Origin of the sequence: Angustibacter sp. Root456 (genome assembly GCF_001426435.1) — a bacterium.
Classification (GTDB): Bacteria; Actinomycetota; Actinomycetes; order Actinomycetales; family Angustibacteraceae; genus Angustibacter.
Genome location: NZ_LMER01000015.1, coordinates 312415 through 335527, shown reverse-complemented (window position 1 = coordinate 335527; position 23113 = coordinate 312415). Strand labels below are relative to the sequence as shown.

The window sequence follows — 23113 nt, the reverse complement described above, 5'->3', positions numbered from 1 at the left end:
NCCCCCCGCCGCTGCGCCGCCAGCGCGAGGGGCGGGTGCGGCTCGACGCCCACCACGCGCGCGGCGTCAGCGGCGAAACTCGGCAGGTGGTACCCGCTGCCGCAGCCGACGTCGAGGACGACCTGGTTCCGCCAGTCGTGGCGGCTGCGGATCGCGGCGTCGATGACGCCGTCGGGGTCGACGGCGCGGTTCTCGACCTCGTACGTCGCGGTGTGGCGCCAGATGTTCGGGCTCGGGACGACACCAGAACCGTTGCTGCTCAACGCTCCTGAGCGCCCAACGTCGCAGGGTGCACCAGCAGGGGCAGCAGCTTGCGTCCGGCGGCGCTACGGCGAGCGGTGGCGACCGTGGCGAGGTGGGCCTCGCACCGGCGGGCCAGCTCGTCGTAGGCGCCGTCACCCATCAGCTCGCGCAGCTCACCCTCGTTCGACCGGAACACGGGCTCGGCGCCGACGTGGGCCTCGGTGTTGCTGCTGCAGTACCAGTCGAGGTCGTGGCCGCCCGGACCCCAGCCGCGGCGGTCGTACTCGCCGATGGAGGTCTCGAGGTACGACGTCCCGTCGGGCCGCGTGACGGTGCGGTAGGTGCGCCGGATCGGCAGCTGCCAGCAGACCTCGGGTTTCAGCGTGTGGAAGGGCACGCCGCGCCGCGCGGCCTCGTGGTGGAACGCGCAGCCGTAGCCGCCCGGGAAGTCGGGAGAGTTGAGGAACACGCACGCACCGTCGACCACGCGGGTCTTGCGTTCGCCGTCCTCGCGCTCGGTCCAGCCGCCGGGCCCGGTGCCCTCGGGGTGCTTCTCCCACACCTCGGGTGAGAGCTCGGCCACGATGCCCTTGACCCGCCGGTAGTCGGCCTTCTCGGTGAAGTGCGCGCCGAGGGTGCAGCAGCCGTCGAGGGGCCGGTCGGCGTAGATGCCCTGGCACCCGCGCCCGAAGATGCAGGTCCACGACGACGTCAGCCAGGTGAGGTCGCACCGGAACACCTGCGCCTCCTCGTCAGGCGCCGGCGTGGGGTCGACGAACTCGACCCAGGTGCGGGCGATGTCGAGGGAGGTCTCAGGCACGCGCACAGCGTACGGGCCGCGGCGCGGGCCCGGGTTCGGGCCGGTCAGGGGGTCAGGGGGTCAGGGGGTCGGCGGGTCAGCGGGTCAGCCGGTCAGGGGTCAGCGCAGGTGGCCGAGCCAGTGGGCCGCGGCGATGGCGTCGCGCCGGCGCTGCTCGTAGCGAAAGCCCATCGCCAGCATCAGTGCGCCCGCGAGGCCGAGGGTGAGCCACCGGGGCAGCGCGACGGCGTACGGTCCGGCCTGCGCGAGCGCGACGACGACGCTCGCCGCGACGCCGACGACCACGGGTGCCTGCTCGCGCAGCCGCACGCCGACCGCGGTGACCGCGACCGCCGCCGCCAGCGTGGACACCGGCCGCACCAGGCCGGCGTCCGGCACGCAGGCCAGCGCCGAGGGCAGCAGCCCCGCGGCCAGCCCGGGGCCGACCGTCGTCCACGAGGGCGCGCCCGGCGTGCGACGACGCCGCACCAGGCCCGCCCCGAGCGCCAGCACCGCCAGGGGCAGCGAGTAGGCCTCGACGGCCCGCACCTCGGCCTCGATGTCGAGCGACCAGGTGGCGGCCGAGCACAGCGCGACGCCAGCGACCGCGACGAGCCCTCTGCGCGGCAGCGCGCCGTACAGCAGAGCCGCGGCCCCCACGACCCCGAGCGTGATGGCGAGCAGCACCAGGGGGCGGTCGGTGGACACCAGCGCGTACGCCGCCGCGACGGCGGTGGCGACGGTGGCCCCGAGTCCCAGGCCCGGCTCCTCCTGACCCTCGCGCCGGGCGGCAGCGCCGGCCGCCAGAACCACTGCGGCCGTGGTGGTCGCGGCCACCCGGGCCCAGTCGGCGCCGGCGTGGGCGAAGGCGCCGACAGCGAGGGCGGCCGTGACGCCGGCGTACGCCCACAGGAGCCGGCGAGCGGCTCGGTCGACCGCACGCGACCCGGCGGCCGCGGCGACGCCCGTGACGATCAGCCAGCTGCCGGTGGCTGACCACGAGGCGTCGGGCTCGGTGACCGACACGAGTCCGGCCAACCAGGCGAGCGCCACGGTCGCGGGCAGCAGACCTGTCGGTAGGCGGGTGGCGTTGCGGCGCAGGAGGCTCACGGTGCCGAGCACCGACGCCGCCGACGAGAGCGCGGCCAGACCCCACGGACCGGCGTGGTGGGTCTCGGCGACCACGACGACGACGGTGAGGGCGTACGCCGCCACTCGGGCCGCCGCTCGCGGCCCGTCGGAGGTGCGACGGGCCGCCACGACCAGCCCGGCCACCAGCACCGCGGCCGCGCCGACCGCCGGAAGGCCCGCCGTCGTCGTGCTGGTGGCGACCGCGGTCGTGCTCGCCTGCCCGCCGAGCAGCAGCCAGACGCCCGACACCACGACGATCGCGACGAGCACCGGGCGGCGCACCGCCTGGGCCAGCACGAGAGCTGCGCCCAGGCCGGCCGCCCAGGCACCTGCGGCCACCAGCGCGACCGCCGTGACCTCGGCGTCCAGCGAGCTCACCAGGGCGCCCGGCCAGGCGCCGAGCACGAGCACCGCCGCGATCGGGAACACCAGTGACCGGTGGGCCGCCCGCGACGCGCCGAGCAGGACGAGCGCCACGGCGGGCAGGGCCAGGAGCCAGTACGTCGGCGGCTCGAGCCGGTCGCTCGCGAGCAGGCCGTAGTGGCGGACCGCGAAGGCGTCGAGCAGCGCGAGGCCCACCGTGAGCACCGCCACCGCTTCGGCGGACGCCGCGAGGCCGCGCCGTCCGAGCGCGCGGGCACCAGCGATGCCTGACACCGTCACGAGCGCCAGCACGGCGGCCTGGCCGCCCGTGCCGATGCGCCGCCAGGCGACGGCGATGAACACCACCGCGGCCACGAACAGCAGCACCACTCCTCCGGTGAGCAGCAGCTGCTGCACCGTCCACGACCGCACGCGGCGTGCCCGCGGCCCAGCAGGCTCACCTGGGGCAACGGGGCGGGACTCGGGTGCTGTGGCCGGTGCCGGTGCGCTCAGCTGAGCGAGCAGCGTGGTGCGCTCGCGAGAGAGCGCGGCGAGCTGCTGGTCGACCTGCCAGAGGCGCTGCGCTTCGGGCCCGACGAGCCGGACGCCGCACGCCGGGCACGCCGGTGCCCGGTCGGGGAGCGGTTGACCGCAGCCGGGGCAGGGGATCGCCATGGGATCAGCCTGCCCGGCGGCGGCGCGCTGCGAACAGGGAACAAGGACTCACCGCGCGAGCGCGGCGCGGACGACACCTACTCTGGCGGGTATGGACGACGTGGTGCGCGTGCCGGCGGCGAAGGTGTCGCTGTCGACCGCCTCCGCCTACCCGGAGTCCTGTGCCACGTCGTTCGAGATCGCCAGCAGGCTGGGCTACGACGGTGTCGAGATCATGGTGTGGACCGACCCCGTCAGCCAGGATCCGGCTGCGCTGCAACGACTCTCCGACCACTACAGCCTGCCGATCGTCGCCATCCACGCGCCCACGCTGCTCATCACCCAGCGAGTCTGGGGCAGCGACCCCTGGCCCAAGCTCGACCGCGCGTGCGAGGTGGCCACGCAGGTCGGCGCCGGCACCGTCGTCGTCCACCCGCCGTTCCGCTGGCAGCGCGACTACGCGCGCGGGTTCGAGGCCGGCATCCGCGATCTCGAGGAGCGCACGGGGCGCCGGCTCGCGGTCGAGAACATGTTCCCCTGGCGGGCGCGCACCCGGGAGATCCAGGCCTACCTGCCGGGCTGGGACCCCCTCGGGTTCGACTACGACCACGTCACCCTCGACCTCTCGCACACCGCGACGGCGGGGTCGGACGCGCTCGCGATGGCCGAGGCGCTCGGCGAGCGGCTCGCGCACGTGCACCTCGCCGACGGGCTCGGGTCGGCCAAGGACGAGCACCTCGTGCCGGGACGGGGAGCCCAGCCGTGCGCCGAGCTGCTCGAGCGCCTGGCGGCACGCGACTGGGCGGGCAACGTCGTCGTCGAGGTGTCGACCCGGCGGCTGCGCACGCGCGAGGAGCGCGAGGCCGACCTCGCGGAGGCGCTCGCCTTCGCGCGGCTGAACCTCGCGGCCACCGGGGCGCACGGGTGAGCCGCAGCCCCGAGCCGCGACGGCGGGGGCGCCGTCCTGCCGGGTCGGACGCGCGAGCCGACATCCTGGCCGCGGCGCGCACGGAGTTCGCGGCCCAGGGGTACGACGCCACCAGCCTGCGCGGTGTCGCCCGGCGCGCGGGCGTCGACCCGGCTCTGGTGCACCACTACTTCGACGACAAGGCGACGCTGTTCGCGACCGCGCAGGACCTGCCGGTGAGTCCGGCGTCCGCGGCTGACGCGCTGCTGAACGGACCGGTCGAGGAGCTCGGTGAGCGGATCGTGCGGTTCTTCCTCGCCACCTGGGACGCCCCTGAGGGGCGCGAGCGCATCGTGGCGCTGCTGCGCTCGGCCAGCAGCCACGAGGACGCCGCCCGCACCCTGCGCGAGTTCCTCGCGCGCGAGATCTTCGGGCGCGTCGTCGTCGCGCTGGGCGCTGAGGATCCCGAGCTGCGCGGGTCGCTCGTGGCCACCCAGCTCCTGGGGCTGGCCATGGCCCGCTACGTCCTGCGCATGCCCGCGGTGGCCGAGGCGCCGGCCGACGAGCTCGTCGCGTGGATCGCGCCGTCCGTGCAGCGGTACCTCACGGCCTGATCCCTCCCCGCCCTGCGCCGCCCCCCAGCGCGTTGCGCCGTCCCGACCGCTTTGCGCCGCCCGGGCCGCTGCGTGCGCCGGTCAGGCCGCGGTGGGGTGGCGCAAACCGGTTTGGGTGGCGGAAAGGGCTGGTGCCGGGGCGGTCACAGGCGTAAATTCATCGCATGATGAATGAAGCGGCGATCGAGATCCGCGGGCTGCGGGTGACCCGGGGGCACCGGCGGGTCATCGACGGGCTCGACCTCACGGTGCCCAGCGGTCAGGTGGTGGGACTGCTCGGCCCGAGCGGCTCGGGCAAGACCACGCTCATGCGTTCGGTCGTCGGGGTGCAGCGCGTGGACGCCGGCTCGATCACGGTGCTCGGACGCCCCGCCGGCCATCGCGACCTGCGCCACCAGGTCGGCTACGTCACGCAGGCGCCGAGTGTCTACGAGGACCTCACCATCGCCGAGAACCTCGAGTACTTCCGCCGGGTGCTGGGCGCCCCCGCGTCCGACGTCGCGCGGGTGATCGACGAGGCCGGCCTGAACTCCCACCACGACGCCCTGGTCTCGCGGCTGTCGGGTGGCCAGCACTCACGCGTATCCCTCGCGGCCGCGTTGCTCGGCAGCCCTCGCCTGCTGGTGCTCGACGAGCCGACGGTCGGCCTCGACCCGGTGCTGCGGCGCGACCTGTGGGACCTGTTCGCCCGCATCGCGGCTCGCGGCGCGACGCTGCTCGTGTCGAGCCACGTCATGGACGAGGCCACCCGCTGCGACCGCCTCGTGCTCATGCGGGACGGCGTCGTGCTGGCCGACGACACCCATGACGCCCTGCTGCGGCGCACCGGCACCCCGGACGTCGAAGCCGCGTTCCTGTCTCTGGTGGAGGGAGTGCGGGCATGAGCGCACGCCTCACGGCAGCCACCGCGGCCCGGGTGCTGCGCCAGCTGCGACACGACCACCGAACCCTCGCGATGCTCCTCGTCGTGCCGTGCGTCCTCATCGGGTTGCTGGCCTGGGTGTTCGACGGCACACCGGTGTTCGACCGCCTCGGGGCGCCGCTGCTCGGCGTCTTCCCCTTCGTGGTGATGTTCCTCGTCACGAGCGTGACCACGTTGCGCGAGAGGCGGTCGGGCACGCTCGAGCGGTTGCTGGCCATGCCGCTGGGCAAGCTCGACCTCGTGGGCGGGTACGCCGTGGCGTTCGGGGCGCTGGCGGTCGTGCAGGCGGCGGTGGCCACCGCGTTCGCGATCTGGGTGTGCGGCCTGGACGTAGCCGGCCCGGTGTGGATGCTGCTGGTCGTCGCCGTCGCCGACGCCGTGCTCGGCTGCACGACGGGCCTGCTGCTCAGCGCCTTCGCGACCACCGAGTTCCAGGCGGTGCAGTTCATGCCGGCGGTCGTGCTCCCGCAGTTCCTGCTGTGCGGCCTGCTGGTGCCACGAACGCAGCTGAACTCGTTGCTGCACAGCGTGTCCGACATCCTGCCGCTGTCGTACGCCGTCGATGCCATGAGCAAGGTGACGGCGCAGCCGGACGTGACGTCGGGCCTGCTCGGCGACCTGCTCGTCGTGATGGTGTTCGCAGCGGCCACCGTGACGCTCGGCGCTGCCACGTTGCGCCGCCGTACCGCGTGACATCGCAGTGCCGCCCTGCCGTAGCCTGACGCCATGCTCCGGGATGCCCTGCTCCAGATGTCGAGAAGCTCGCGGGTCCGCGACGTGGTCGAACGAGCGCCGGTGACGCGCAACGTGGTGCACCGGTTCGTGCCGGGCGCCGACGTCGGCGACGCGGTGCGCGCGGCAGCCGAGCTCACGGCGTCGCATCGGCTCGTCACCGTCGACCACCTCGGCGAGGACACGTTCGACCTCGCGCAGGCGCGCGCCACCCGCGACGCCTACCTCACGCTGCTCACGCAGATGTCGGAGGCCGGCCTCACTGAGGGCGGCCGGGTCGAGGTGTCGGTGAAGCTCTCCGCCGTCGGGCAGGCCCTCGAGGGCGACGGCGAGAAGATCGCGCTCGAGCACGCGTGGGACATCTGCTCGGCCGCCCAGCAGGCCGGCACCACCGTCACCCTCGACATGGAGGACCACACCACCACCGACTCCACGCTGTCGGTGCTGCGCGAGCTGCGCCGCGACTACCCGTGGGTCGGTGCGGTGCTCCAGGCCTACCTGCACCGCACCGAGGCCGACTGCCGTGACCTCGCCACCGCCGGCTCGCGGGTGCGGCTGTGCAAGGGCGCCTACAACGAGCCCGCGTCGGTGGCGTTCGCCGACAAGAGCGAGGTCGACCGGTCGTACGTGCGCTGCATGAAGGTGCTGATGGACGGCGACGGCTACCCCATGCTCGCCACCCACGACCCGCGCCTCATCGACATCGCCGGAGCGCTCGCGGCCCGCGCCGGCCGAGCCGAGACGACGTACGAGTACCAGATGCTCTACGGCATCCGACCCGACGAGCAGCAGCGCCTCGCCGACCAGGGCCACCTCATGCGCGTGTACCTGCCGTACGGCGCCGACTGGTACGGCTACTTCATGCGCCGCCTCGCCGAGCGCCCGGCCAACGTGACGTTCTTCCTGCGCTCACTCGCCACCCGGAGCTGACCGTGACCGACGCGCCTGAACCGACGACGTCCCCTCGCGCCGAGGGGCCGGTGGCCATCCTCGGGGCCGGGGTGATGGGCGAGACCCTGCTGTCGGGCTTGCTGCGCGCCGGCCGTCCGGTCGACTCGCTGGTCGTGAGCGAGCGTCGTCCGGAGCGCGTCGCCGAGCTCACCGAGCGGTATGGCGTCCGGGTGGTCGACAACGCGGCCGCAGCAGGCGAGGCGAGCACCGTCGTCCTCGTCGTCAAGCCGCAGGACATGGCGAGCGCGCTCGCTGACGTCCGCGAGGCGCTGCGGCCCGGCACCCTCGTGGTGTCGCTCGCGGCAGGCACCACCACCGCGACGCTCGAGGCCGGGTTGCCGGCCGGCACCCCGGTGGTGCGGGTCATGCCCAACACCCCGGCGCTCGTCGACGAGGGCATGGCGGCGATCAGTCCCGGCGAGCACTGCGACGACGCGCACCTCGCCGAGGCCGAAGAGCTCATGCGCTCGTGCGGGCGCGTGATCCGGGTGCCAGAGCAGTACCAGGACGCCGTCACCGCGATCAGCGGGTCGGGGCCGGCGTACATCTTCTACGTGGTCGAGGCGATGATCGAGGCCGGCGTGCTGCTGGGGCTGCCGCGGGCGACGTCCACCGAGCTCGTCGTGCAGACCCTGTTCGGCGCCGCGACCATGTTGCGCGAGACCGGCGAGCACCCCACGGTGCTGCGCGAGCAGGTCTCGAGCCCCGCCGGGACGACGATGGCGGCGTTGCGGCAGCTCGACGACCACAAGGTGCGCGCGGCGTTCCTGACGGCGATGGAGGCGGCGCGCGACCGCAGCCGCGAGCTGGCGTCCGGCCAGGGGTGAGCGGTGTGGGTCTCCGGTGCCGGGATCTTCACCTGTCCGCAATGTCCAGGTGAGCCTCGCGTCTGGGAGGCTGTGCGCCATGAGTGAGCTCAGCGTGCGCGTCCTCGGTGGCGACGACTGGCAGACGTACCAGCAGGTGCGCCTGGCCGCCCTGCGCGACGTCCCGGAGGCCTTCGCCTCCTCCTACTCGGAGGAGAAGGACTACGACGAGGCGTTCTGGCGGCTGCGGATCGAGCGCTCGGCGCGCCTCGTCGCGCTGGTCGACGACGAACCGGTGGCCACCGTGTCGGTGGGGCAGGCGAGCGAGCCGGACGTCGGCGAGCTCTTCGGGCTGTGGGTGCGGGCCGACTACCGCGGGCGCGGCGTCGCCTGGCAGCTGACGCAGGCGGCGGCGCAGCACGCCAAGGACGCCGGCCGGCGGGCCCTCAAGCTGTGGGTGTCGACCGACAACGGGCGCGCCGTGGCGTTCTTCAGCAGCGCCGGGTTCCGGCCGGCCGACGAGCGGCGTCCGATGACCAACGACGCGCGCACCGAGGAGCTGGCGATGGTGCTCCCCGTGGGCGACGACCCCGGCTGGGTGCCCACCACCCAGCTCTGAGCTCTCGCGTCGGTGTCCCGGTGGGGCGCTTCACTGCATTCCCCGATGGCCACTGGGGCGCCCAGCTGCCATAGGTTGGCCGCGGGGTGCCACCGCGCCACAACCACGGGAGAGCTCAGGGGCGGGCGGCGAAGCGCTCGATGAGCTCGGTCTGCCCGCTCACGATGAGCAGGTCGTGCTGGCTGATCTTGGTGCTCGGTACGGCGTAGGTGAAGTCGCGCCCGGGCGACTTCACGCCGACGACCGTGACGCCGTACTTGGCGCGGATCTGCGACTCGGCCAGCGTGAACCCGCGCGTCTCGCGCGGGGGCGCCATCTTGACGATCGCGAAGCCGTCGTCGAACTCGATGAAGTCCATCAGCTTGCCCGCCACCAGGTGCGCCACCCGGGCGCCCGCGTCGCGCTCGGGGTAGACCACCTTGGTGGCGCCGATGCGTTCGAGGATCTTGCCGTGTGCCGCGGTGATCGCCTTGGTCCAGATCTGCTTGATGCCGAGGTCGACGAGCGTGGCGGTGGTGAGCACGCTCGCCTCGATCGACGTGCCGATGCCGACGACGGCGACCGGGAACTCGGGTGCGCCGATCTGGCGCAGCGCCTCCTCCGACGTCGAGTCGGCCTCGACGACGTGGGTGAGGCGCCCCGACCACTCCTGCACGAGCGCGGGGTCGTGGTCGACCGCCAGCACCTCGTGTCCCAGGCGATCGAGCGACTGGGCGATCGAGCTGCCGAAACGGCCCAGCCCGATGACGAGGACGGCGTGTCCGGACGGCGGGGTGCTAGCCAACGACGGGCCTTTCTTCGGGGAGGCGGACGACGCGGCGCCGGTCGCGCAGGGCGAGCGCGGCGGCCAGGGTCATGGTGCCGGTGCGACCGGCGAACATCAGTGCCGTGAGGACGTACTTGCCGGCGTCTGGCAGGTGCTGGGTGTAGCCGGTCGACAGCCCGCACGTCCCGAACGCCGACACGGCCTCGTACAGCACCACGTCGAGGCTCTCACCGGTGATCGCGAGCAGGGCCATGGTGGCCACGACCACCAGGGTGGCCCCGGCGAGCAGCACGGTGACCGCGAGGCGCAGGCTCGCGGGCGGGATCCGGCGTCCGAAGGCCTCGACGTCGCGGTCGCCGCGCGCCTCGGCGATCGTCGCCAGCACCAGCACGGCCAGGGTGGTCACCTTGATGCCGCCGGCGGTCGAGGCGCTGCCGCCGCCGATGAACATCAGCAGGTCCTGCAGGGCCCACGTCGACTGGTGCATGTCACCGACGTCGAGGGTCGAGAAGCCGCCTGAGCGCGGCATGACACCCGCGAACACCGCGTTGAGCAGCCGGTCGCCGAGCCCCATGCCGCCGAGCGTGCGCGGGTTGGTCCACTCGAAGGCGGCGAACGCCACGATCGACAGCGCCAGCACGATGAGCGTGGTCGCCAGGGTCAGCCGGGTGTGCAGGTTCCAGCGGCGCCGGCCGTGGCGCACGCCGTCGACGCGGCGCAGGCCCTTGGCGACGCTGAGGAGCACCGGGAAGCCGAGGCTGCCGACGAAGACGCCGATCGCCAGGGGGCCCAGCACGAACGGGTTGCCGACCCACCCCGAGATGCCGCCGTCGTGCACGACGAACCCGGCGTTGTTGAAGGCGCTGATGCCGTAGAAGAGCGAGTGGTAGGCGGCGCTGCCGACTCCCTCGCCGGAGGCCAGGAAGCTCGGCAGCAGCACCACGGCGATGCTCACCTCGAGCGCCGTCGAGCTGATCACGATGGCCCGCAGCAGGCTGCCCACCTCGCCGAGCCGCAGCGCCTTGGTCTCGCTGGCGGCGATGATCCGCTGGCGCAGCCCGAGCCGGCGCGAGACGGCCAGGCCGAGCAGCGAGGCCAGCGTGATGATCCCGAGGCCGCCGACCTTGATCGCCACCATGATGATCACCTGGCCGGTGCCTGACCAGTAGGTGGCGGTGTCGACGGTGGTGAGCCCCGTGACGCACACGGCCGACGCCGCGGTGAACAGCGCGTCGGCGAACGGCGCGCGCTGGCCGCTCGCCGTGGCCACCGGCAGTGACAGCAACCCGGTGACGGCGGCGATGACGAGCGCGAAGACGGCGAGGGCCAGGCGAGCCGGCGAGCGGCGGGCCGCTCCGTCGAGCCGCTCGCGCATCCAGCCGACGAGACTGGTGCGCGGCTCTCCCGGCGAGGCGGACAGCGCGGACGACGCGGCGACCGGGTCGCTGGCCGTCATGGCGGCGTCCTCTCGGTGGTGCTCGCGAGACTGCGAGCGCGGCTCGTGCGGTCGGACCCATGGTGCCCGGTGAGGGGGCGATGAGCACCGTCGGGCGCGCCGCGGCTGGGGGCCGGGGTAGCGTCGGGCCATGGCGACGCAGGCCCGCGTGATCTGGGACGAGAGCTTCACGCGGTACGACTTCGGCCCGTCGCACCCCATGGCGCCGCTGCGGCTGGACCTCACGGCTCGGCTGGCCCGGGCGCTCGGCCTCTTCGACGACCCCCGTCGGGTCGAGGTGGTCGGCGCCGAGCCGGCGGACGACGCCCTGCTCGAGACCGTGCACGACGCGGCCTACGTGGCGGCGGTGAAGGCGGCGTCGGTCGACCCGTCGTCCGCAGATCTCGAGCGCGGCCTCGGCACCGAGGACGACCCGGCGTTCGTGGGCATGCACGAGGCCAGCGCGCGCATCGTGCAGGGCAGCGCCGACCTCGCCTCCGCGATCTGGCGCGGTGAGATCGAGCACGGCGTGAACTTCTGCGGTGGGCTGCACCACGCGATGCCTGACCGGGCGAGCGGGTTCTGCGTCTACAACGACGCCGCGGTCGCGATCCGGCGGCTGCTCGACGAGGGCGCCGAGCGCGTCGCCTACGTGGACGTCGACGTGCACCACGGTGACGGCGTCGAGCGGGTCTTCTGGGACGACCCCCGAGTGCTCACCATCTCGGTGCACGAGAGCGGCCGCGTGCTCTTCCCGGGCACCGGGTTCCCGGAGGACATGGGCGGCCCGCACGCCGAGGGTGAGGCCGTGAACGTCTCGCTCCCGCCGGGCACGTCGGACGCCGGGTGGTTGCGCGCCGTGCACGCCGTCGTCCCGCAGCTGGTGCGGCACGTGAGCCCGGACGTGCTGGTCACCCAGCACGGCTGCGACAGCCACTTCCTCGACCCGCTCGCGCACCTGGCGGTGTCGGTGGACGCCCACCGCGCCGTGCAGCGCTCCATGCACGACCTGGCGCACGAGGTGTGCGACGGCCGTTGGCTGGCGCTCGGCGGGGGCGGCTACGAGATCGTCGACGTCGTGCCGCGGTCGTGGAGCCACCTCGTGGCGATCGCGGCCCACCTGCCGATCCCGACCTCGACGCCGGTGCCGCAGGACTGGCTCGATCACGTGCTCACGCTGCTGGGCCGCCCCGGCCCGGCGCACATGGGTGACGGGCGCGACCCGTGGTGGCGCTCGTGGGAGGTCGGCTACGACCCCGAGGACGCGGTCGACCGGGCGATCATGGCGACGCGCTCGAAGGTCTTCCCGGTGCACGGTCTCGACCCCTGGTTCGACTGACGACCGACGCAGGGCAGTCGTCGCAGCAACGCCGCGCCGCCCCCCGCTGACATCTGCGCCAATCCGAGTGTTGGTCGGCTCCGAACGAGACGCATCAGGCCGATCCCTGCGCTGCCTCTTCGGGCAGTACCGCCGGCCTACGACGCGAGGAGAAGCGAATGCGAACCAGAGCTCGAGTGGCCGGGGCGGCGCTTGGCGCGGCAGCGTTGTTGCCGGTGATCGGTGTGGCCGCGGCCCAGGCCGCGGATGGCGGCAGCACGATGGCCACGTTGCGCCCGGTGGCACTGAACGGCGTCAAGGGCGGTGGCACCGCGATGGTGCAGGTCCACGGCACCACCATCGACGTCACGATGGCGGCCTCCGGCCTGCTGGCGGACAGCCCGCACGCGGCCCACATCCACTTCGGGGCCGACGCGCGGCACGAGTGCCCCGTGGCCAGCGACGACAAGGACGGCAACGGCACGCTGAACACCACCGAGGGCGGCCCGGCGTACGGGCCGATCGTGGTGTCGTTGACCAAGACGGGCGACACCTCGCCCAAGAGCGGCCTGGCGGTGGACCGGTTCGACACGGCTCCGGGCGGCAAGATCTCCTACGAGCGCGGAAGCATCACGGTCTCCCCGGCCGTCGCGAAGGCCATCGCGGCCGGTCAGTCCGTGGTGGTCATCCACGGTGTCGACCACAACGACGACGGCAAGTACGACGGTGCGGCCAAGAGCGACCTCGACCCCAGCCTGCCCACTGAGGCGACCGACCCGGCGCTCTGCGGTGCGCTGCGGGCCATGCCCGCCGGAGCGGTCGAGACCGGCGCTGGCGGCGCTGCCGGCGGGGTGGACGAGGGGCTGCTGCTCGCCGGTGGTGCCCTGATGCTGCTGGCGCTCGGTTCCGGTAGCTACCTGGTCCGTCGAGAGCGGTCGCGAGTCTGATGCGGCACCGCGCCGAGGGTGAGGGTGGGCAGCCGCCTGAGCGGCCCCACGGCCAGGGGCCGGCCCTCGGCCGTGGCCACCGCGGCGTCGCCGCGGTGGCCACGACGGTGCTGGCCGCGGCCGCGGTCGTGCTCCTGGTGGCCGGCTTCAGGTCATCGGGTGGACCGCCGCAACCCGCCCACCGCACCGAGACCGTAGCGCCGGCGACGAGCAGTGCCGCGCCGTCGAGCACCCCGAGCGCGCCGGCGTCCTCGTCCGGTACCGCAGGGGGTTCCGTTGCCCCAGCCGCCGACTTCGGGCCGGTGCTCGACCGTTCGCGACCGGTGCGCCTTCGCCTCCCGTCGCTCGGCGTCGATGTCACTCCGCTGGTCGACCTGGCCCTCGACTCTCGCGGGCAGCTGGCTGCGCCGTCGCGGTTCGACCAGGTCGGTTGGTACGCCGATGGACCGGCGCCCGGCGAGCTGGGGCCCGCGGTGCTGGCCGGTCACGTGGACTCCAAGGCCGGCCCTGCGGTGTTCTTCAAGCTCGGTGCCCTGAAGCGCGGAGATGCCGTGCTCGTCACGCGAGCCGACGGCCTGGTCGCTCGGTTCGTCGTCGACGAGGTCGGCCGGTACCCCAAGGCGCGCTTTCCGACGGAGCGGGTCTACGGGACGGCGCGTCACCGAGCGGAGCTGCGACTGATCACGTGCGGCGGTGCGTTCAACCACCGCACGGGGCACTACCTCGACAACATCGTGGTCTACGCCCACCTCGTCGGATCGACGTGAGTGGCTACCGGAGAGCATCCCGACACGCCGCAGGGCGCTAGGTGCTTGACCACCCGGGTGAATCGTGATCCCAGGACTTCCCCAGGAGTCACACCAGCCCCTATGGTGGACCCGCGCGGTCGATCGCCGGTGGGGAAGCCGGCGACGCCGCGCCCTGTCATAGGACCGGTGGACACATGCCGAAGGACAACAAGCTCGCCGAGGTGCGGTTCCTGACCGTCGCCGAGGTCGCGTCGATCATGCGGGTGTCGAAGATGACCGTGTACCGGCTCGTGCACGCGGGCGAGCTGCCGGCCGTGCGGGTCGGTCGCTCCTTCCGGGTGCCGGAGCAGGCGGTCGACGACTACCTGCGCGGCTCGTACATCGAGACCGCCTGACTCACCGCAGCGGCGGTCGGTCCCTCGGGGGCCGACCGCCGCTGCGTGCGTCTGCGGTGCTCAGCCCGCGTCGCGCGCGGTGAGCGTGAAGGGCACGTTCGCGCCGGTGTAGAGCTGGGTCAGCACGTACGCCGTGCCGCCCGGCACCACGGTGGACTCGTCGGCCGCAGCCGTGGCCGCACTGCCCTTGAGCGAGCAGTCCGACCCCAGGAAGTACAGGTCGAGGTCGTGGCCCGCGGGCGTCGACTCGCCGCCCGTGACGCTCACCGTGTGCTGCCCGTCACCGAAGCCCGCGGGCAGCTTGCTCACCCACCCGTCGGCGCCCTGGCTGCTGACCGGCAGCGCGCAGGTGGTGGTGAACTCCGCGCCGGTGACGCCGAAGACGTTCTGCAGGCCGGTCGGGTCGCCCGCGGCGGGGTTGCCGGTGACGATCGTGCCGCTGTCGGTGAACGGCGCATCAGGTGCCGGCGCGGTCGGGGTCAGCGCGCCGGAGGAGCCGAAGGCCTGGATCTCGGCCACCTGCGCGGCGGTCGAGGTGTCGCCCTGCACGCTGTCGGCGAAGAACCTCACGTACGCGGCCTTCACCGGGCTCGACAGCGTGAACGTGCGGTAGTTGAGGTCGGGCGCCGTCGGCCGGGGAGCCTGGTAGCCGAAGGCCCCCGTGCGCACGGTGCGCCACAGGACGCCGTCGTCCGAGACCTGGACGGTGAAGTCCTTCAGCGTCGCGAACCTGCCACCGCCGACGTTCGGGAAGGCGCTCACCTGGATCCGGTCGATCGTCGCCGGCTTCGCCAGCTTCACGGTGACGCGCTGGTCGGGCCCGGCGTTGTACGGCGTGCTGGACGTCGCCGTGCGCCAGACGCTCGCGGCGGTGTCGTCGAAGGCGAACGTGCCGGGCAGGCCGTCGTCCTGGCTGGACGTCGACACGACCTTCGCGCCCGATGCCGTCGACAGCAGGTTCGGGGCCAGGCGCAGGGTCTTCGCGGTCGTCTTCCCCGCGCTCACCGCGAGCGTGAACGACTGGACGCCGAAGCCGGGCGCCTGCACCAGCACGGGGTAGCTGCCGGCCACCATGCGCAGCGCGGCGCCCCCGGTGCTGCTGGTGCGGGCGGCAGGGGTGACCCGCGCCTCGTAGCGCCCGATGATCACCTTGGCTCCGCTCACGGCCGCGCCGGTGGTCGCGTTCACCACCTTCAGCGACAGCGTGCCGTTGCGCACCGCGGCCGGGTGGTCGAAGGCCGGCACCGGGTCGGTGTCGTCGCCGGTCTGCGTGACGGCGGAGGCGCCGGCGCCGCGGGAGGCGAAGACGCTCCAGATGAGGTCGGTGTCGTCGCCGTGGTAGCGGTCGACGTCCGCGGCGAGGATGCCGTCGCGCGCGTCGAGGAACGACGGGTCGGGTGCGGTGAGCGGCATGGCGTCGGTGACCAGCCGGGCGGCGACCTCCGCGCCCTTGGCGGCGCCGTACTTGGCGACCAGGCGCTTGCGCAGGTTCCACAGCATGGTGGTCCAGATCTCGCCGTCGGCGTGCACCTCCGGGCCGGTGACGTCGTAGCCGATGTCACCGAAGCCCGTGGGGTTCTGGTCGTAGTCGTAGTTGCGGATGCCGCGGGCGGCGTTGCCGGTGACGTACTGGCCCACCACTGCCTTGGTGGTCAGGCCGGCGGTGAACAGGTGGTTGAGGCCGTACCAGTCGCCCCAGCCCTCGCCCATCGAGCCCGCCTGCTGCGAGCCCAGGGCGCTGCCCCCGGCGACGTACCGGTTCGACAGGCCGTGCACGTACTCGTGCTCGACGACGCTGGCGTCGAAGTTGCCGTCGCTGAACGGGCCCTCGAAGGCGTCGTCGATCGGCTCCCACAAGAACATGCCGCTCCACGGTGGGATGCCGTCGTCGAGCGTGAGCATGTAGGCGTTGTCGCGTCCGGTGTACGTCGGTGCGCCACCGCTGGCCGCACCAGCGTGCACCAGGCCGAGGATCGGGTCGCCGCCCTGGCCTCCGGTGCCGGCGCCGTCCGTGACCTGGAAGTTGCCGGCGCTCTCGGTGAAGCCGAAGCCGTACAGCTCGTCGTGGATCCGGTTGTGCTGGTAGAAGAGGTTGGTCGCCGCGGAGTTCAGGTCCTCGACGTACGACGGCGGCAGCGCGCTGCCCTTCGTTGCGGCCCAACGGTTCTTGTACACGTAGTCGAACTGCCCGGTGGGTGCGACCGGGCGCGGCGCCTGGTCGGCCGGCACCAGGAAGTTGGAGTAGTTGGCGTAGGTGCTGGCGTTGTTGCCGATGGTCGTGACGCCGGTGCCGACGACGCCGGTAGGGTCGACCCAGCCCTTGGGGGACTGCGCCGTCGGCCCGAACGACCGGCTCACCGGCTGGCCTCCGCTGGGCGCTCCCGGGTAGTTCTCGTAGACGGTTCCGGACGCGTCGTGCGCGGCCAGGGACGCGCGGTACAGCACCGCACCGCTGGAGGCGTCGACCACCACGTCCCAGGCCTCGTCGAGCGCCTTCACGAACTGCACGCGGTAGGCGGCGCGGGCGCCGTCCTTGGTGGGGAAGGCCACCTGCTTGACGTACGACGGGCCGGCGAACGCCCCGCGGTCGAAGACGGTGTAGCCCGCGCGCGTGCCGAGCTGCTTGACCGCCGACAGGACGCCGGGGGCCAGCGCCCCCGACACCTTGGTGAGTGCCTCGCCGGCGCTCAGCGCGTACGACCCCGTGAGGTCACCGTGACCGACGGGGTCGCCGGCGTACGACGCGATCTCGCCGGCCTTCGTCACGGCCACGGTCATCCGGCCGCCGCGCACTGCGGGCTTGCCGTCGAAGGTCTGCACGAACGTCACGACGTGCGTGCCGGTGCCGGGCAGGGCGTGGTCGCGCGCGACGGTCAGCGCGGCGATGTCGGCGTCGGTGAGGCGGAACGCGTCGGCGTGCTCGGTCAGCCAGGCCCTCGCCACGTCGGCGGCCTCGCCGGTGCGGGGGCTGGTGAGGTAGCCACCGTCGCGCCGCAGGGAGCGGGGCGTGCCGAAACGGCGGTCCCAGGTGAGCCGCGCGCCGTCGCCAGAGGCGGCCACGAGGGCGGCGGCGGCGTCACGCTGCGCGGTGGTGGGTCGCACGGCCCGCGTGACGTCACGCACGTCGAGCACGGCGTCGAGATTGTCGGTGGCGCCGTCCAGCAGGGGCAGGTGAGGACTGGCCTCGACGGCGGCCGCCCCCGCAGGCAGGCCAGCCGCCACCAGCGCGACGGCGCTCAGCAGTCCCCCGACGGCCAGGGCGCGACGAGCGGGGCCGGACGGACGGGAGGGACGGGAGGGACGAGCCGCTCGGGCGGCCGAGCGGGGTCGAGGACGGGTGGCGGACATGGGCGCTCCTGGCGTCGGGCGGCGGGTCGAGGGGTGGTCCGGTGCCGCTGGTGACCGCTTCAACGAGCGCCCGTGCCGGAGGTCACGCGCCGGGCGGTACCATGGGAGGGATCGGTCGGCGTCGCTGAGGCTCCCGGCCGCCTGTCGACGTCTGACCATCTCCGAACGACGAGGTACTCCATGGGCTCGGTCATCAAGAAGCGCCGCAAGCGGATGGCGAAGAAGAAGCACCGCAAGCTGCTGCGCAAGACGCGCCACCAGCGTCGCAACAAGAAGTGAGCAAGCGGCCCCCGCACCCACCAGGTCGGGGGCCGTTTCGCATACCCTGAGGCGCGACCACACGCACTGACGAAGGCGGGTGAGCAGGTATGGGGCAGGTGGTGCTCGTCACCGGCGTGTCCCGGTACCTGGGCGGTCGCTTCGCGCGCGTGCTCACCGAGCACCCCGGCGTCGACCGCGTCATCGGCGTCGACGTCGTGCCGCCGCCGCACCCGATCGGCGGCGCCGACTTCGTGCGCGCCGACATCCGCAACCCGATCATCGCCAAGGTCATCAGCCAGGCGAACGTCGACACCGTGGCGCACCTCAACGTCATCGCCACCCCGCTGTCAGCGGGGGGCCGGGTGACGATGAAGGAGATCAACGTCATCGGCACGATGCAGCTGCTCGCGGCCTGCCAGAAGGCGCCCAGCGTGCAGCGGCTGGTGGTCAAGAGCAGCGGGTCGGTCTACGGCTCGTCCCCGCGCGACCCGGCGATGTTCACCGAGGAGATGGGCCCCAAGGCGTTGCCCCGCACGGGATTCGCCAAGGACTCCATCGAGGTCGAGGGCTACGTGCGCGGCTTCTCCCGGCGTCGCGCCGACGTCGATGTTTCGGTGCTGCGGTTCGCCAACATCATCGGCCCGGGCATCTCGACGGTGCTCACCGACTACTTCACGCTGCCGGTCGTGCCGACCGTGCTGGGTTTCGACGGCCGGCTGCAGTTCGTGCACGAGGACGACGCCGTCGGTGCGCTCGTCGCGGCCACGGTCACCGAGGGCGTGGGGCTGGTCAACGTCGCCGGGGACGGGGTGGTGACGGTGAGCCAGGCGGCCCGCCTCGCCGGCCACCCGACGGTGCCGGTGCCGCTGCCTGCCAGCGGGTGGCTGAGCCAGGTGGTGCGCCGGGCTCGACTGGCGAACCTCCCGCCCGAGCACCTGCAGCACATGGCGTTCGGCCGGGTGCTCGACACCACGCGCATGCGCGAGGTGCTCGGGTTCGAGCCAGCGTTCACGACGGCAGAGGCGTTCCGGGCGTTCGTCGCCAGCGGCCGGGGCCCCGAGCCGAGCGTGCTGCCGGCGATCCAGTCCGCGTTGGGCGCGGCCGAGCGCTGGACCCGAGCGATGGGCACCACGGCGTGAGCGAGGAGGGGCGGGTGATCCCGCTCGACCGCGGCCGGTCCGCGCGCTCGGCGCGGGGTGCCGACGCAGTGGCCGCCGGCGCGCGTCGGGCGTCGGGGGAGCGAGCGCGCCGACGCCGGACGCCGTTGCTCAGCGAGGTGGCGCCGGACGACGCCATCGCGGAGCCGACGCCGGAGGCGGTGAGCGCAGGGGCCAGCGCGAAGGCTGATGACGCCGCGCCCGAGCGCGGCACCGACGGTGATTCCGGACTCGACCCTGCGGCGCTCGTGCGGTACGCCGTCGAGGCCGTGGTCGAGGCGCTCGTGGCCGAGGGCCAGCGAGCCGGTCTGGCCGACGTCGACCGGCACGTCGCCAGCGCCCTGGCGTTCCTGCGGCGACGGCTGGCGGGCGACTACGTCGTCGACGAGTTCGGGTTCGACGCCGACCTCACCGAGGCTCTCCTGCCGGCGCTGCGGCCGTTGTACCGCAACTGGTTCCGGGTCGAGGTGCGGGGCATTGAGAACATCCCGGCCAGCGGCGGGGCACTGGTCGTCGCGAACCACTCGGGCACCATCGCGCTCGACTCGTTGATGACCCAGCTGGCCGTGCACGACGAGCACCCCGCCCACCGCAACCTGCGCATGCTCGGTGCCGACCTGGTGTTCGCGACGCCCTTCGTCGGGTCGATCGCGCGCAAGACCGGTTCTACGCTGGCCGCCAACCCCGACGCCGAGCGGTTGCTCAGCTCAGGCGAGGTCGTCGGCGTGTGGCCAGAGGGGTTCAAGGGCATCGGCAAGCCCTTCAGCGAGCGCTACAAGCTACAGCGCTTCGGCCGGGGCGGTTTCGTCTCGGCGGCGCTGCAGACCGGCGCCCCGATCGTCCCCTGCTCCATCGTCGGGGCCGAGGAGATCTACCCCGTGCTCGGCAACTTCAAGACGCTCGCTCGACTGCTGGGCCTGCCCTACCTGCCGATGACGCCGACCTTCCCGTGGCTGGGTCTGCTGGGTCTGGTGCCGTTGCCCAGCAAGTGGATCATCGAGTTCGGGACGCCGATCGAGACGGCTGCGCACCAGGAGTCGGCCGACGACCCCATGCTGGTCTTCAACCTCACCGACCAGGTGCGCGAGACCATCCAGCAGACGTTGTACGCCCTGCTCATGCAACGCCGGTCGGTGTTCTTCACGTGAGGCTCGCGCGTGCGGCACTCGTGGTGGCCGGCCTCACGGTGGTCGCCGCGTGCAGCAACGGTGCGAGCCCGACAGCGTCCTCCGCCACGACGTCGACGACCACCTCACTGCCCCGCACGACGTCGTCGACCACCACCTCGACGCCCCCGCCGACGTCTTCACCGGCGAGCACACCGACGAGCACGAAGAGCTCGCCCAGCGCCACCACGTCGCGTCCGTCACCGACGTCGAGCGCGCCGTCCGACGAGTCGTTGGCTGCCGTACCCCGCGCCGGCGCGGAGCCGAAGGTGCGCTTCCCCGACAACCCGCCGGCCGTGGGTGCCGGAGCGAACGCGCGGGTGTCGAGCATCCCGGACTCGTTGTGGCGCAAGATGGTCGGCTACTCGTGGACGTCGGGCTGCCCGGTAGGGCGCTCGAGCCTGCGCTACGTCACCGTCAACTTCTGGGGCTTCGACGGCAAGCGGTCGCGCGGCGGCGTCGTCGTGCACCAGGCAGTTGCCGGGCCGGCCGCCCGCGCGTTCACGGCGCTGTACGAGCAGCGCTTCCGCATCCGGCAGATGCAGCCGATGGACTCCTCCTGGGGCCACAACCCCAAGGGCCCGGGGGCCGACGACTACGCGGCCATGGCGGCCGACAACACCTCGGCCTTCAACTGCCGGTACGTCGGCGGCCAGGAGTCGCGCAAGGTGTGGTCGAACCACGCCTACGGCAAGGCGATCGACGTCAACGACTTCGAGAACCCGTACGTCGACGCCTCGGGCCGGGTTTACCCCGACCCCTACTTCGTGAGCCGCCGTGCGGCCGCTCCCGGCGTGTTCTCGTCGTCGCGCAGCGCGGCCGTCCGCGCGTTCACCAGCCAGGGTTTCAGCTGGGGCGGCCTCTGGCGGCACCCCGACTACCAGCACTTCGACGCCTCATGAGGCGCTCGCTCGCGCCCGCTGTCGCCGTCGGCGCGGTGGCGCTGCTCGCCGCGTGCGGCGGCGCGCCCGAGGAGTCGGTGGCCACGCGGCCAGTGCCGTCGTCACCGGCGACGACGTCATCCTCGACGACGCCCACCCCCACGCCGGCGACACGCAGTGCCCGACCTGCCGCGCCAACAGCCACCGTCTCGCCGACGCGCACCGCCAGCCGCACCGCCACCCGGACGGCGAAGCCGAGTCCCAGTACGGCCCGCACCACCCGGCGCGCCACCGCCACCCGCACCTCGCCTGCGGCGGTCACGTGCGACGTCCCGCGCGGCGTGAGCGCGACCCAGGTGGTGCTGGTGACGTCGTCTGGCTCGCGCGCCACGGTGCGGGCCTGCACGCGCACCGGTGGCCGTTACGTGACGTCGCTCGGGCCCTACGCCGGCCACGTCGGCAAGAACGGCGTGAGCTCGGCCAAGCGCGAGGGTGACCTGCGCACTCCGGCCGGCGTGTTCGCCTTGCGCGGTGGGTTCGGCGCGCGGTCGAACCCAGGCCTGCGCATCGGGGCGTGGCTGCGCGTCGACTCGCGCGACGTGTGGGTCGACGACCCGTCGTCCAGCCTCTACAACACCCACCAGCGCACACCTGCGGCGGGCCGCTGGAGCAGCGCGGAGCCGTTGCTCAACACACCGGCCTACAGCTACGCGCAGGTGATCGGCTACAACGAGGCCCGCACGCCTGGCCGGGGATCCGCGATCTTCCTGCACGTCGACCTCGGCCACGGCACCGCGGGGTGCGTCTCACTGCCGACGTCCGGCCTGCTGGCTGTGCTGCGCTGGGAGCGCTCGGGTGCCGTCATCGCCATCCGCTGACGCAGTCGGCATGATCGGGCCCATGACCACGCGCCGCGGCCTGTTCGTCGCCCCGTTCGACGCCTTGTCCGACCCCCGTGTGGTCGGAGACCTGGCCGCTGCGGCCGAGCGGGCGGGATGGGACGGCTTCTTCGTCTGGGACCACCTGCAGTACGGCGAGCGCGTGCGGGCGATCGCCGACGTGTGGACCTGCTGCGCCGCAGTGGCGATGCGCACCGACACGTTGCTGTTCGGGCCGATGGTTACGCCGCTGCCGAGGCGTCGGCCGCAGGTGCTGGCCCGACAGGCGTCGAGCCTGGCGGTGCTCTCGGGCGGCCGGTTCGTCCTCGGTCTGGGACTCGGTGACGACTGGGTGGGGGAGTTCAGCGCCTTCGGTGACGAGCCGGATCCCAAGGTGCGCGGCCGGATGCTCGACGAGGGGCTCGAGGTGCTCACCGGCCTGCTGTCCGGCGAGCCCGTCGACCACGACGGAGCCCACTACACGGCCCGCGACGTCGCGTTCCGTCCCGCACCTGCCGTGCCGATCTGGCTCGCAGGGCGGTACGGCAACCAGGCGCCGATGCGGCGGGCGGCGAGGTACGACGGGTTCTTCGTCATCGGGCTCGATCGCCCCGATGACCTGCACCAGCTGACGGCCGACCTGGCCGAGCACTCGCCGGCGACGGGCTTCGACCTCGTGGTCGACCTGCGCCCCGATCAGGACCACACGCCGTGGCTCCACCGCGGTGCCACGTGGGTGCTGACGCGGATCGGGCCGTTCGACCTCGACCTCGACGAGGTCCGCCGCATCGTCGACGCCGGCCCGGCCCCTGGAAGTTGATCACGTTAAGTGGGTGACACGCCGGTTCCCAAGGGTTGCAACCCTCGATAAGCGGAGTGTCACCCACTTAACGTGATCAACGGGGGAGACCGCGGCTCGTCGTGAGGTCTTCGGCGAGCATGACGATGATGCCGCTGGGGCCGCGCACGTAGGTGAGCTTGTAGACGTCCTCGTACGTCGCGACGCCGCGCAGCGGGTGGCAGCCGTGGCGCGCAGCGATCTCGAGGGCCGCGTCGAGGTCGTCGACCGAG

Annotated in this window: 25 protein-coding genes and 1 pseudogene; 17 read left to right on the top strand and 9 right to left on the bottom strand. The window is 73.1% G+C overall.

All coding sequences use genetic code 11. The annotated features are described in order from the left end of the window. Window position 1: 1 nt before the first annotated feature. From ASD06_RS19995 to ASD06_RS09325, 3 genes are all read right to left on the bottom strand, one after another. The coding region (locus ASD06_RS19995; protein ID WP_369853711.1) for a DUF1698 domain-containing protein at window positions 2–263 on the bottom strand (262 nt) is incomplete at its 3' end. After that, complete coding sequence (locus tag ASD06_RS09330; protein ID WP_056676483.1) at window positions 260–1063, bottom strand: hypothetical protein; 804 nt, start codon at window positions 1061–1063, stop codon at window positions 260–262. The genes ASD06_RS19995 and ASD06_RS09330, both read right to left, overlap by 4 nt. A gap of 99 nt (window positions 1064–1162) precedes the next feature. Then, complete coding sequence (locus ASD06_RS09325; RefSeq protein WP_157371611.1) at window positions 1163–3211, bottom strand: zinc ribbon domain-containing protein; 2049 nt, start codon at window positions 3209–3211, stop codon at window positions 1163–1165. A gap of 100 nt (window positions 3212–3311) precedes the next feature. Here ASD06_RS09325 and ASD06_RS09320 point away from each other — a divergent pair, with 100 nt between their 5' ends. The 7 genes from ASD06_RS09320 to ASD06_RS09290 all read left to right on the top strand — a co-directional run bounded on the left by ASD06_RS09320 (window position 3312) and on the right by ASD06_RS09290 (window position 8741). Further along, window positions 3312–4118: a sugar phosphate isomerase/epimerase gene (locus ASD06_RS09320; RefSeq protein ID WP_056676479.1), complete on the top strand. Its 807-nt coding sequence runs from the start codon at window positions 3312–3314 to the stop codon at window positions 4116–4118. After that, window positions 4115–4711: a TetR family transcriptional regulator gene (locus tag ASD06_RS09315; RefSeq protein WP_056676106.1), complete on the top strand. Its 597-nt coding sequence runs from the start codon at window positions 4115–4117 to the stop codon at window positions 4709–4711. Before ASD06_RS09320 ends, ASD06_RS09315 begins: the two co-directional genes overlap by 4 nt. A 167-nt stretch (window positions 4712–4878) precedes the next feature. Continuing rightward, window positions 4879–5595, top strand: a complete 717-nt coding sequence (locus ASD06_RS09310) for an ABC transporter ATP-binding protein (RefSeq protein ID WP_056676104.1) — start codon at window positions 4879–4881, stop codon at window positions 5593–5595. Next, window positions 5592–6326, top strand: a complete 735-nt coding sequence (locus tag ASD06_RS09305) for an ABC transporter permease (protein ID WP_056676103.1) — start codon at window positions 5592–5594, stop codon at window positions 6324–6326. Before ASD06_RS09310 ends, ASD06_RS09305 begins: the two co-directional genes overlap by 4 nt. A 33-nt stretch (window positions 6327–6359) precedes the next feature. Further along, window positions 6360–7295: a proline dehydrogenase family protein gene (locus tag ASD06_RS09300; RefSeq protein ID WP_056676101.1), complete on the top strand. Its 936-nt coding sequence runs from the start codon at window positions 6360–6362 to the stop codon at window positions 7293–7295. A gap of 2 nt (window positions 7296–7297) precedes the next feature. Then, on the top strand, window positions 7298–8143 hold the full coding sequence (proC, locus tag ASD06_RS09295) for a pyrroline-5-carboxylate reductase (protein WP_235502280.1): 846 nt from the start codon (window positions 7298–7300) through the stop codon (window positions 8141–8143). A gap of 79 nt (window positions 8144–8222) precedes the next feature. Beyond that, the gene (locus ASD06_RS09290; RefSeq protein ID WP_056676098.1) at window positions 8223–8741 is read left to right on the top strand and encodes a GNAT family N-acetyltransferase; all 519 of its coding nucleotides are present in this window, start codon (window positions 8223–8225) and stop codon (window positions 8739–8741) included. Window positions 8742–8856: 115 nt separating this feature from the next. On the opposite strand, the gene ASD06_RS09285 is transcribed toward ASD06_RS09290, so the two are convergent. Together ASD06_RS09285 and ASD06_RS09280 are read right to left on the bottom strand one after the other, a co-directional pair. Then, entirely contained in the window at window positions 8857–9525 is a 669-nt protein-coding gene (locus ASD06_RS09285; protein WP_056676095.1) for a TrkA family potassium uptake protein, read from the bottom strand. Beyond that, on the bottom strand, window positions 9518–10882 hold the full coding sequence (locus tag ASD06_RS09280; protein ID WP_056676474.1) for a TrkH family potassium uptake protein: 1365 nt from the start codon (window positions 10880–10882) through the stop codon (window positions 9518–9520). Before ASD06_RS09280 ends, ASD06_RS09285 begins: the two co-directional genes overlap by 8 nt. A 211-nt stretch (window positions 10883–11093) precedes the next feature. Between ASD06_RS09280 and ASD06_RS09275 the strand changes: the two genes are divergently transcribed. The 4 genes from ASD06_RS09275 (at window position 11094) to ASD06_RS09260 (ending at window position 14351) form a co-directional block, all read left to right on the top strand. Continuing rightward, a complete protein-coding gene (locus tag ASD06_RS09275) occupies window positions 11094–12281 on the top strand; it encodes an acetoin utilization protein AcuC (protein WP_056676092.1) in 1188 nt (395 codons plus the stop codon). Between the two features lie 158 nt (window positions 12282–12439). Continuing rightward, window positions 12440–13207 (top strand): CHRD domain-containing protein, encoded by a 768-nt coding sequence (locus tag ASD06_RS09270; RefSeq protein WP_056676090.1) that lies wholly within the window; start codon window positions 12440–12442, stop codon window positions 13205–13207. Further along, entirely contained in the window at window positions 13207–13974 is a 768-nt protein-coding gene (locus ASD06_RS09265; protein ID WP_082537871.1) for a class F sortase, read from the top strand. The genes ASD06_RS09270 and ASD06_RS09265 overlap by 1 nt, the downstream gene beginning before the upstream one ends. Before the next feature lie 176 nt (window positions 13975–14150). Next, on the top strand, window positions 14151–14351 hold the full coding sequence (locus ASD06_RS09260) for a helix-turn-helix domain-containing protein (protein ID WP_056676087.1): 201 nt from the start codon (window positions 14151–14153) through the stop codon (window positions 14349–14351). Between the two features lie 60 nt (window positions 14352–14411). Here the strand turns inward: ASD06_RS09260 and ASD06_RS09255 are convergent, their stop codons facing one another. Continuing rightward, window positions 14412–17699 carry a M36 family metallopeptidase gene (locus ASD06_RS09255; RefSeq protein ID WP_082537870.1) on the bottom strand — a complete coding sequence of 1096 codons (3288 nt, stop codon included), beginning with the start codon at window positions 17697–17699 and terminating at the stop codon, window positions 14412–14414. Window positions 17700–17879: 180 nt separating this feature from the next. On the opposite strand from ASD06_RS09255, the gene ASD06_RS18495 reads away from it, so the two are divergent. From ASD06_RS18495 to ASD06_RS09245, 3 genes are all read left to right on the top strand, one after another. Further along, a complete protein-coding gene (locus tag ASD06_RS18495) occupies window positions 17880–17978 on the top strand; it encodes a 30S ribosomal protein bS22 (protein ID WP_003792170.1) in 99 nt (32 codons plus the stop codon). 89 nt (window positions 17979–18067) lie between these two features. Beyond that, entirely contained in the window at window positions 18068–19099 is a 1032-nt protein-coding gene (locus ASD06_RS09250; protein ID WP_056676086.1) for an NAD-dependent epimerase/dehydratase family protein, read from the top strand. After that, window positions 19096–20265, top strand: coding sequence for a lysophospholipid acyltransferase family protein (locus ASD06_RS09245; RefSeq protein ID WP_235502279.1), 1170 nt, complete (start codon window positions 19096–19098; stop codon window positions 20263–20265). The genes ASD06_RS09250 and ASD06_RS09245 overlap by 4 nt, the downstream gene beginning before the upstream one ends. On the opposite strand, the gene ASD06_RS09240 is transcribed toward ASD06_RS09245, so the two are convergent. Then, entirely contained in the window at window positions 20258–20614 is a 357-nt protein-coding gene (locus ASD06_RS09240; RefSeq protein WP_056676083.1) for a hypothetical protein, read from the bottom strand. The genes ASD06_RS09245 and ASD06_RS09240 overlap by 8 nt on opposite strands. On the opposite strand from ASD06_RS09240, the gene ASD06_RS09235 reads away from it, so the two are divergent. Continuing rightward, window positions 20604–21185: a M15 family metallopeptidase gene (locus tag ASD06_RS09235; RefSeq protein WP_157371610.1), complete on the top strand. Its 582-nt coding sequence runs from the start codon at window positions 20604–20606 to the stop codon at window positions 21183–21185. The genes ASD06_RS09240 and ASD06_RS09235 overlap by 11 nt on opposite strands. On the opposite strand, the gene ASD06_RS18490 is transcribed toward ASD06_RS09235, so the two are convergent. After that, window positions 21130–21486 carry a hypothetical protein gene (locus ASD06_RS18490; RefSeq protein ID WP_157371609.1) on the bottom strand — a complete coding sequence of 119 codons (357 nt, stop codon included), beginning with the start codon at window positions 21484–21486 and terminating at the stop codon, window positions 21130–21132. The genes ASD06_RS09235 and ASD06_RS18490 overlap by 56 nt on opposite strands. 19 nt (window positions 21487–21505) lie before the next feature. Here ASD06_RS18490 and ASD06_RS18485 point away from each other — a divergent pair, with 19 nt between their 5' ends. Together ASD06_RS18485 and ASD06_RS09225 are read left to right on the top strand one after the other, a co-directional pair. After that, the gene (locus tag ASD06_RS18485) at window positions 21506–22042 is read left to right on the top strand and encodes a L,D-transpeptidase (RefSeq protein WP_157371608.1); all 537 of its coding nucleotides are present in this window, start codon (window positions 21506–21508) and stop codon (window positions 22040–22042) included. Between the two features lie 22 nt (window positions 22043–22064). Continuing rightward, window positions 22065–22862 carry an LLM class flavin-dependent oxidoreductase gene (locus ASD06_RS09225; RefSeq protein ID WP_082537908.1) on the top strand — a complete coding sequence of 266 codons (798 nt, stop codon included), beginning with the start codon at window positions 22065–22067 and terminating at the stop codon, window positions 22860–22862. 76 nt (window positions 22863–22938) lie between these two features. Here ASD06_RS09225 and ASD06_RS19990 read toward each other — a convergent pair. Next, a pseudogene (locus ASD06_RS19990) lies at window positions 22939–23113 on the bottom strand (VOC family protein); the annotation flags it as partial.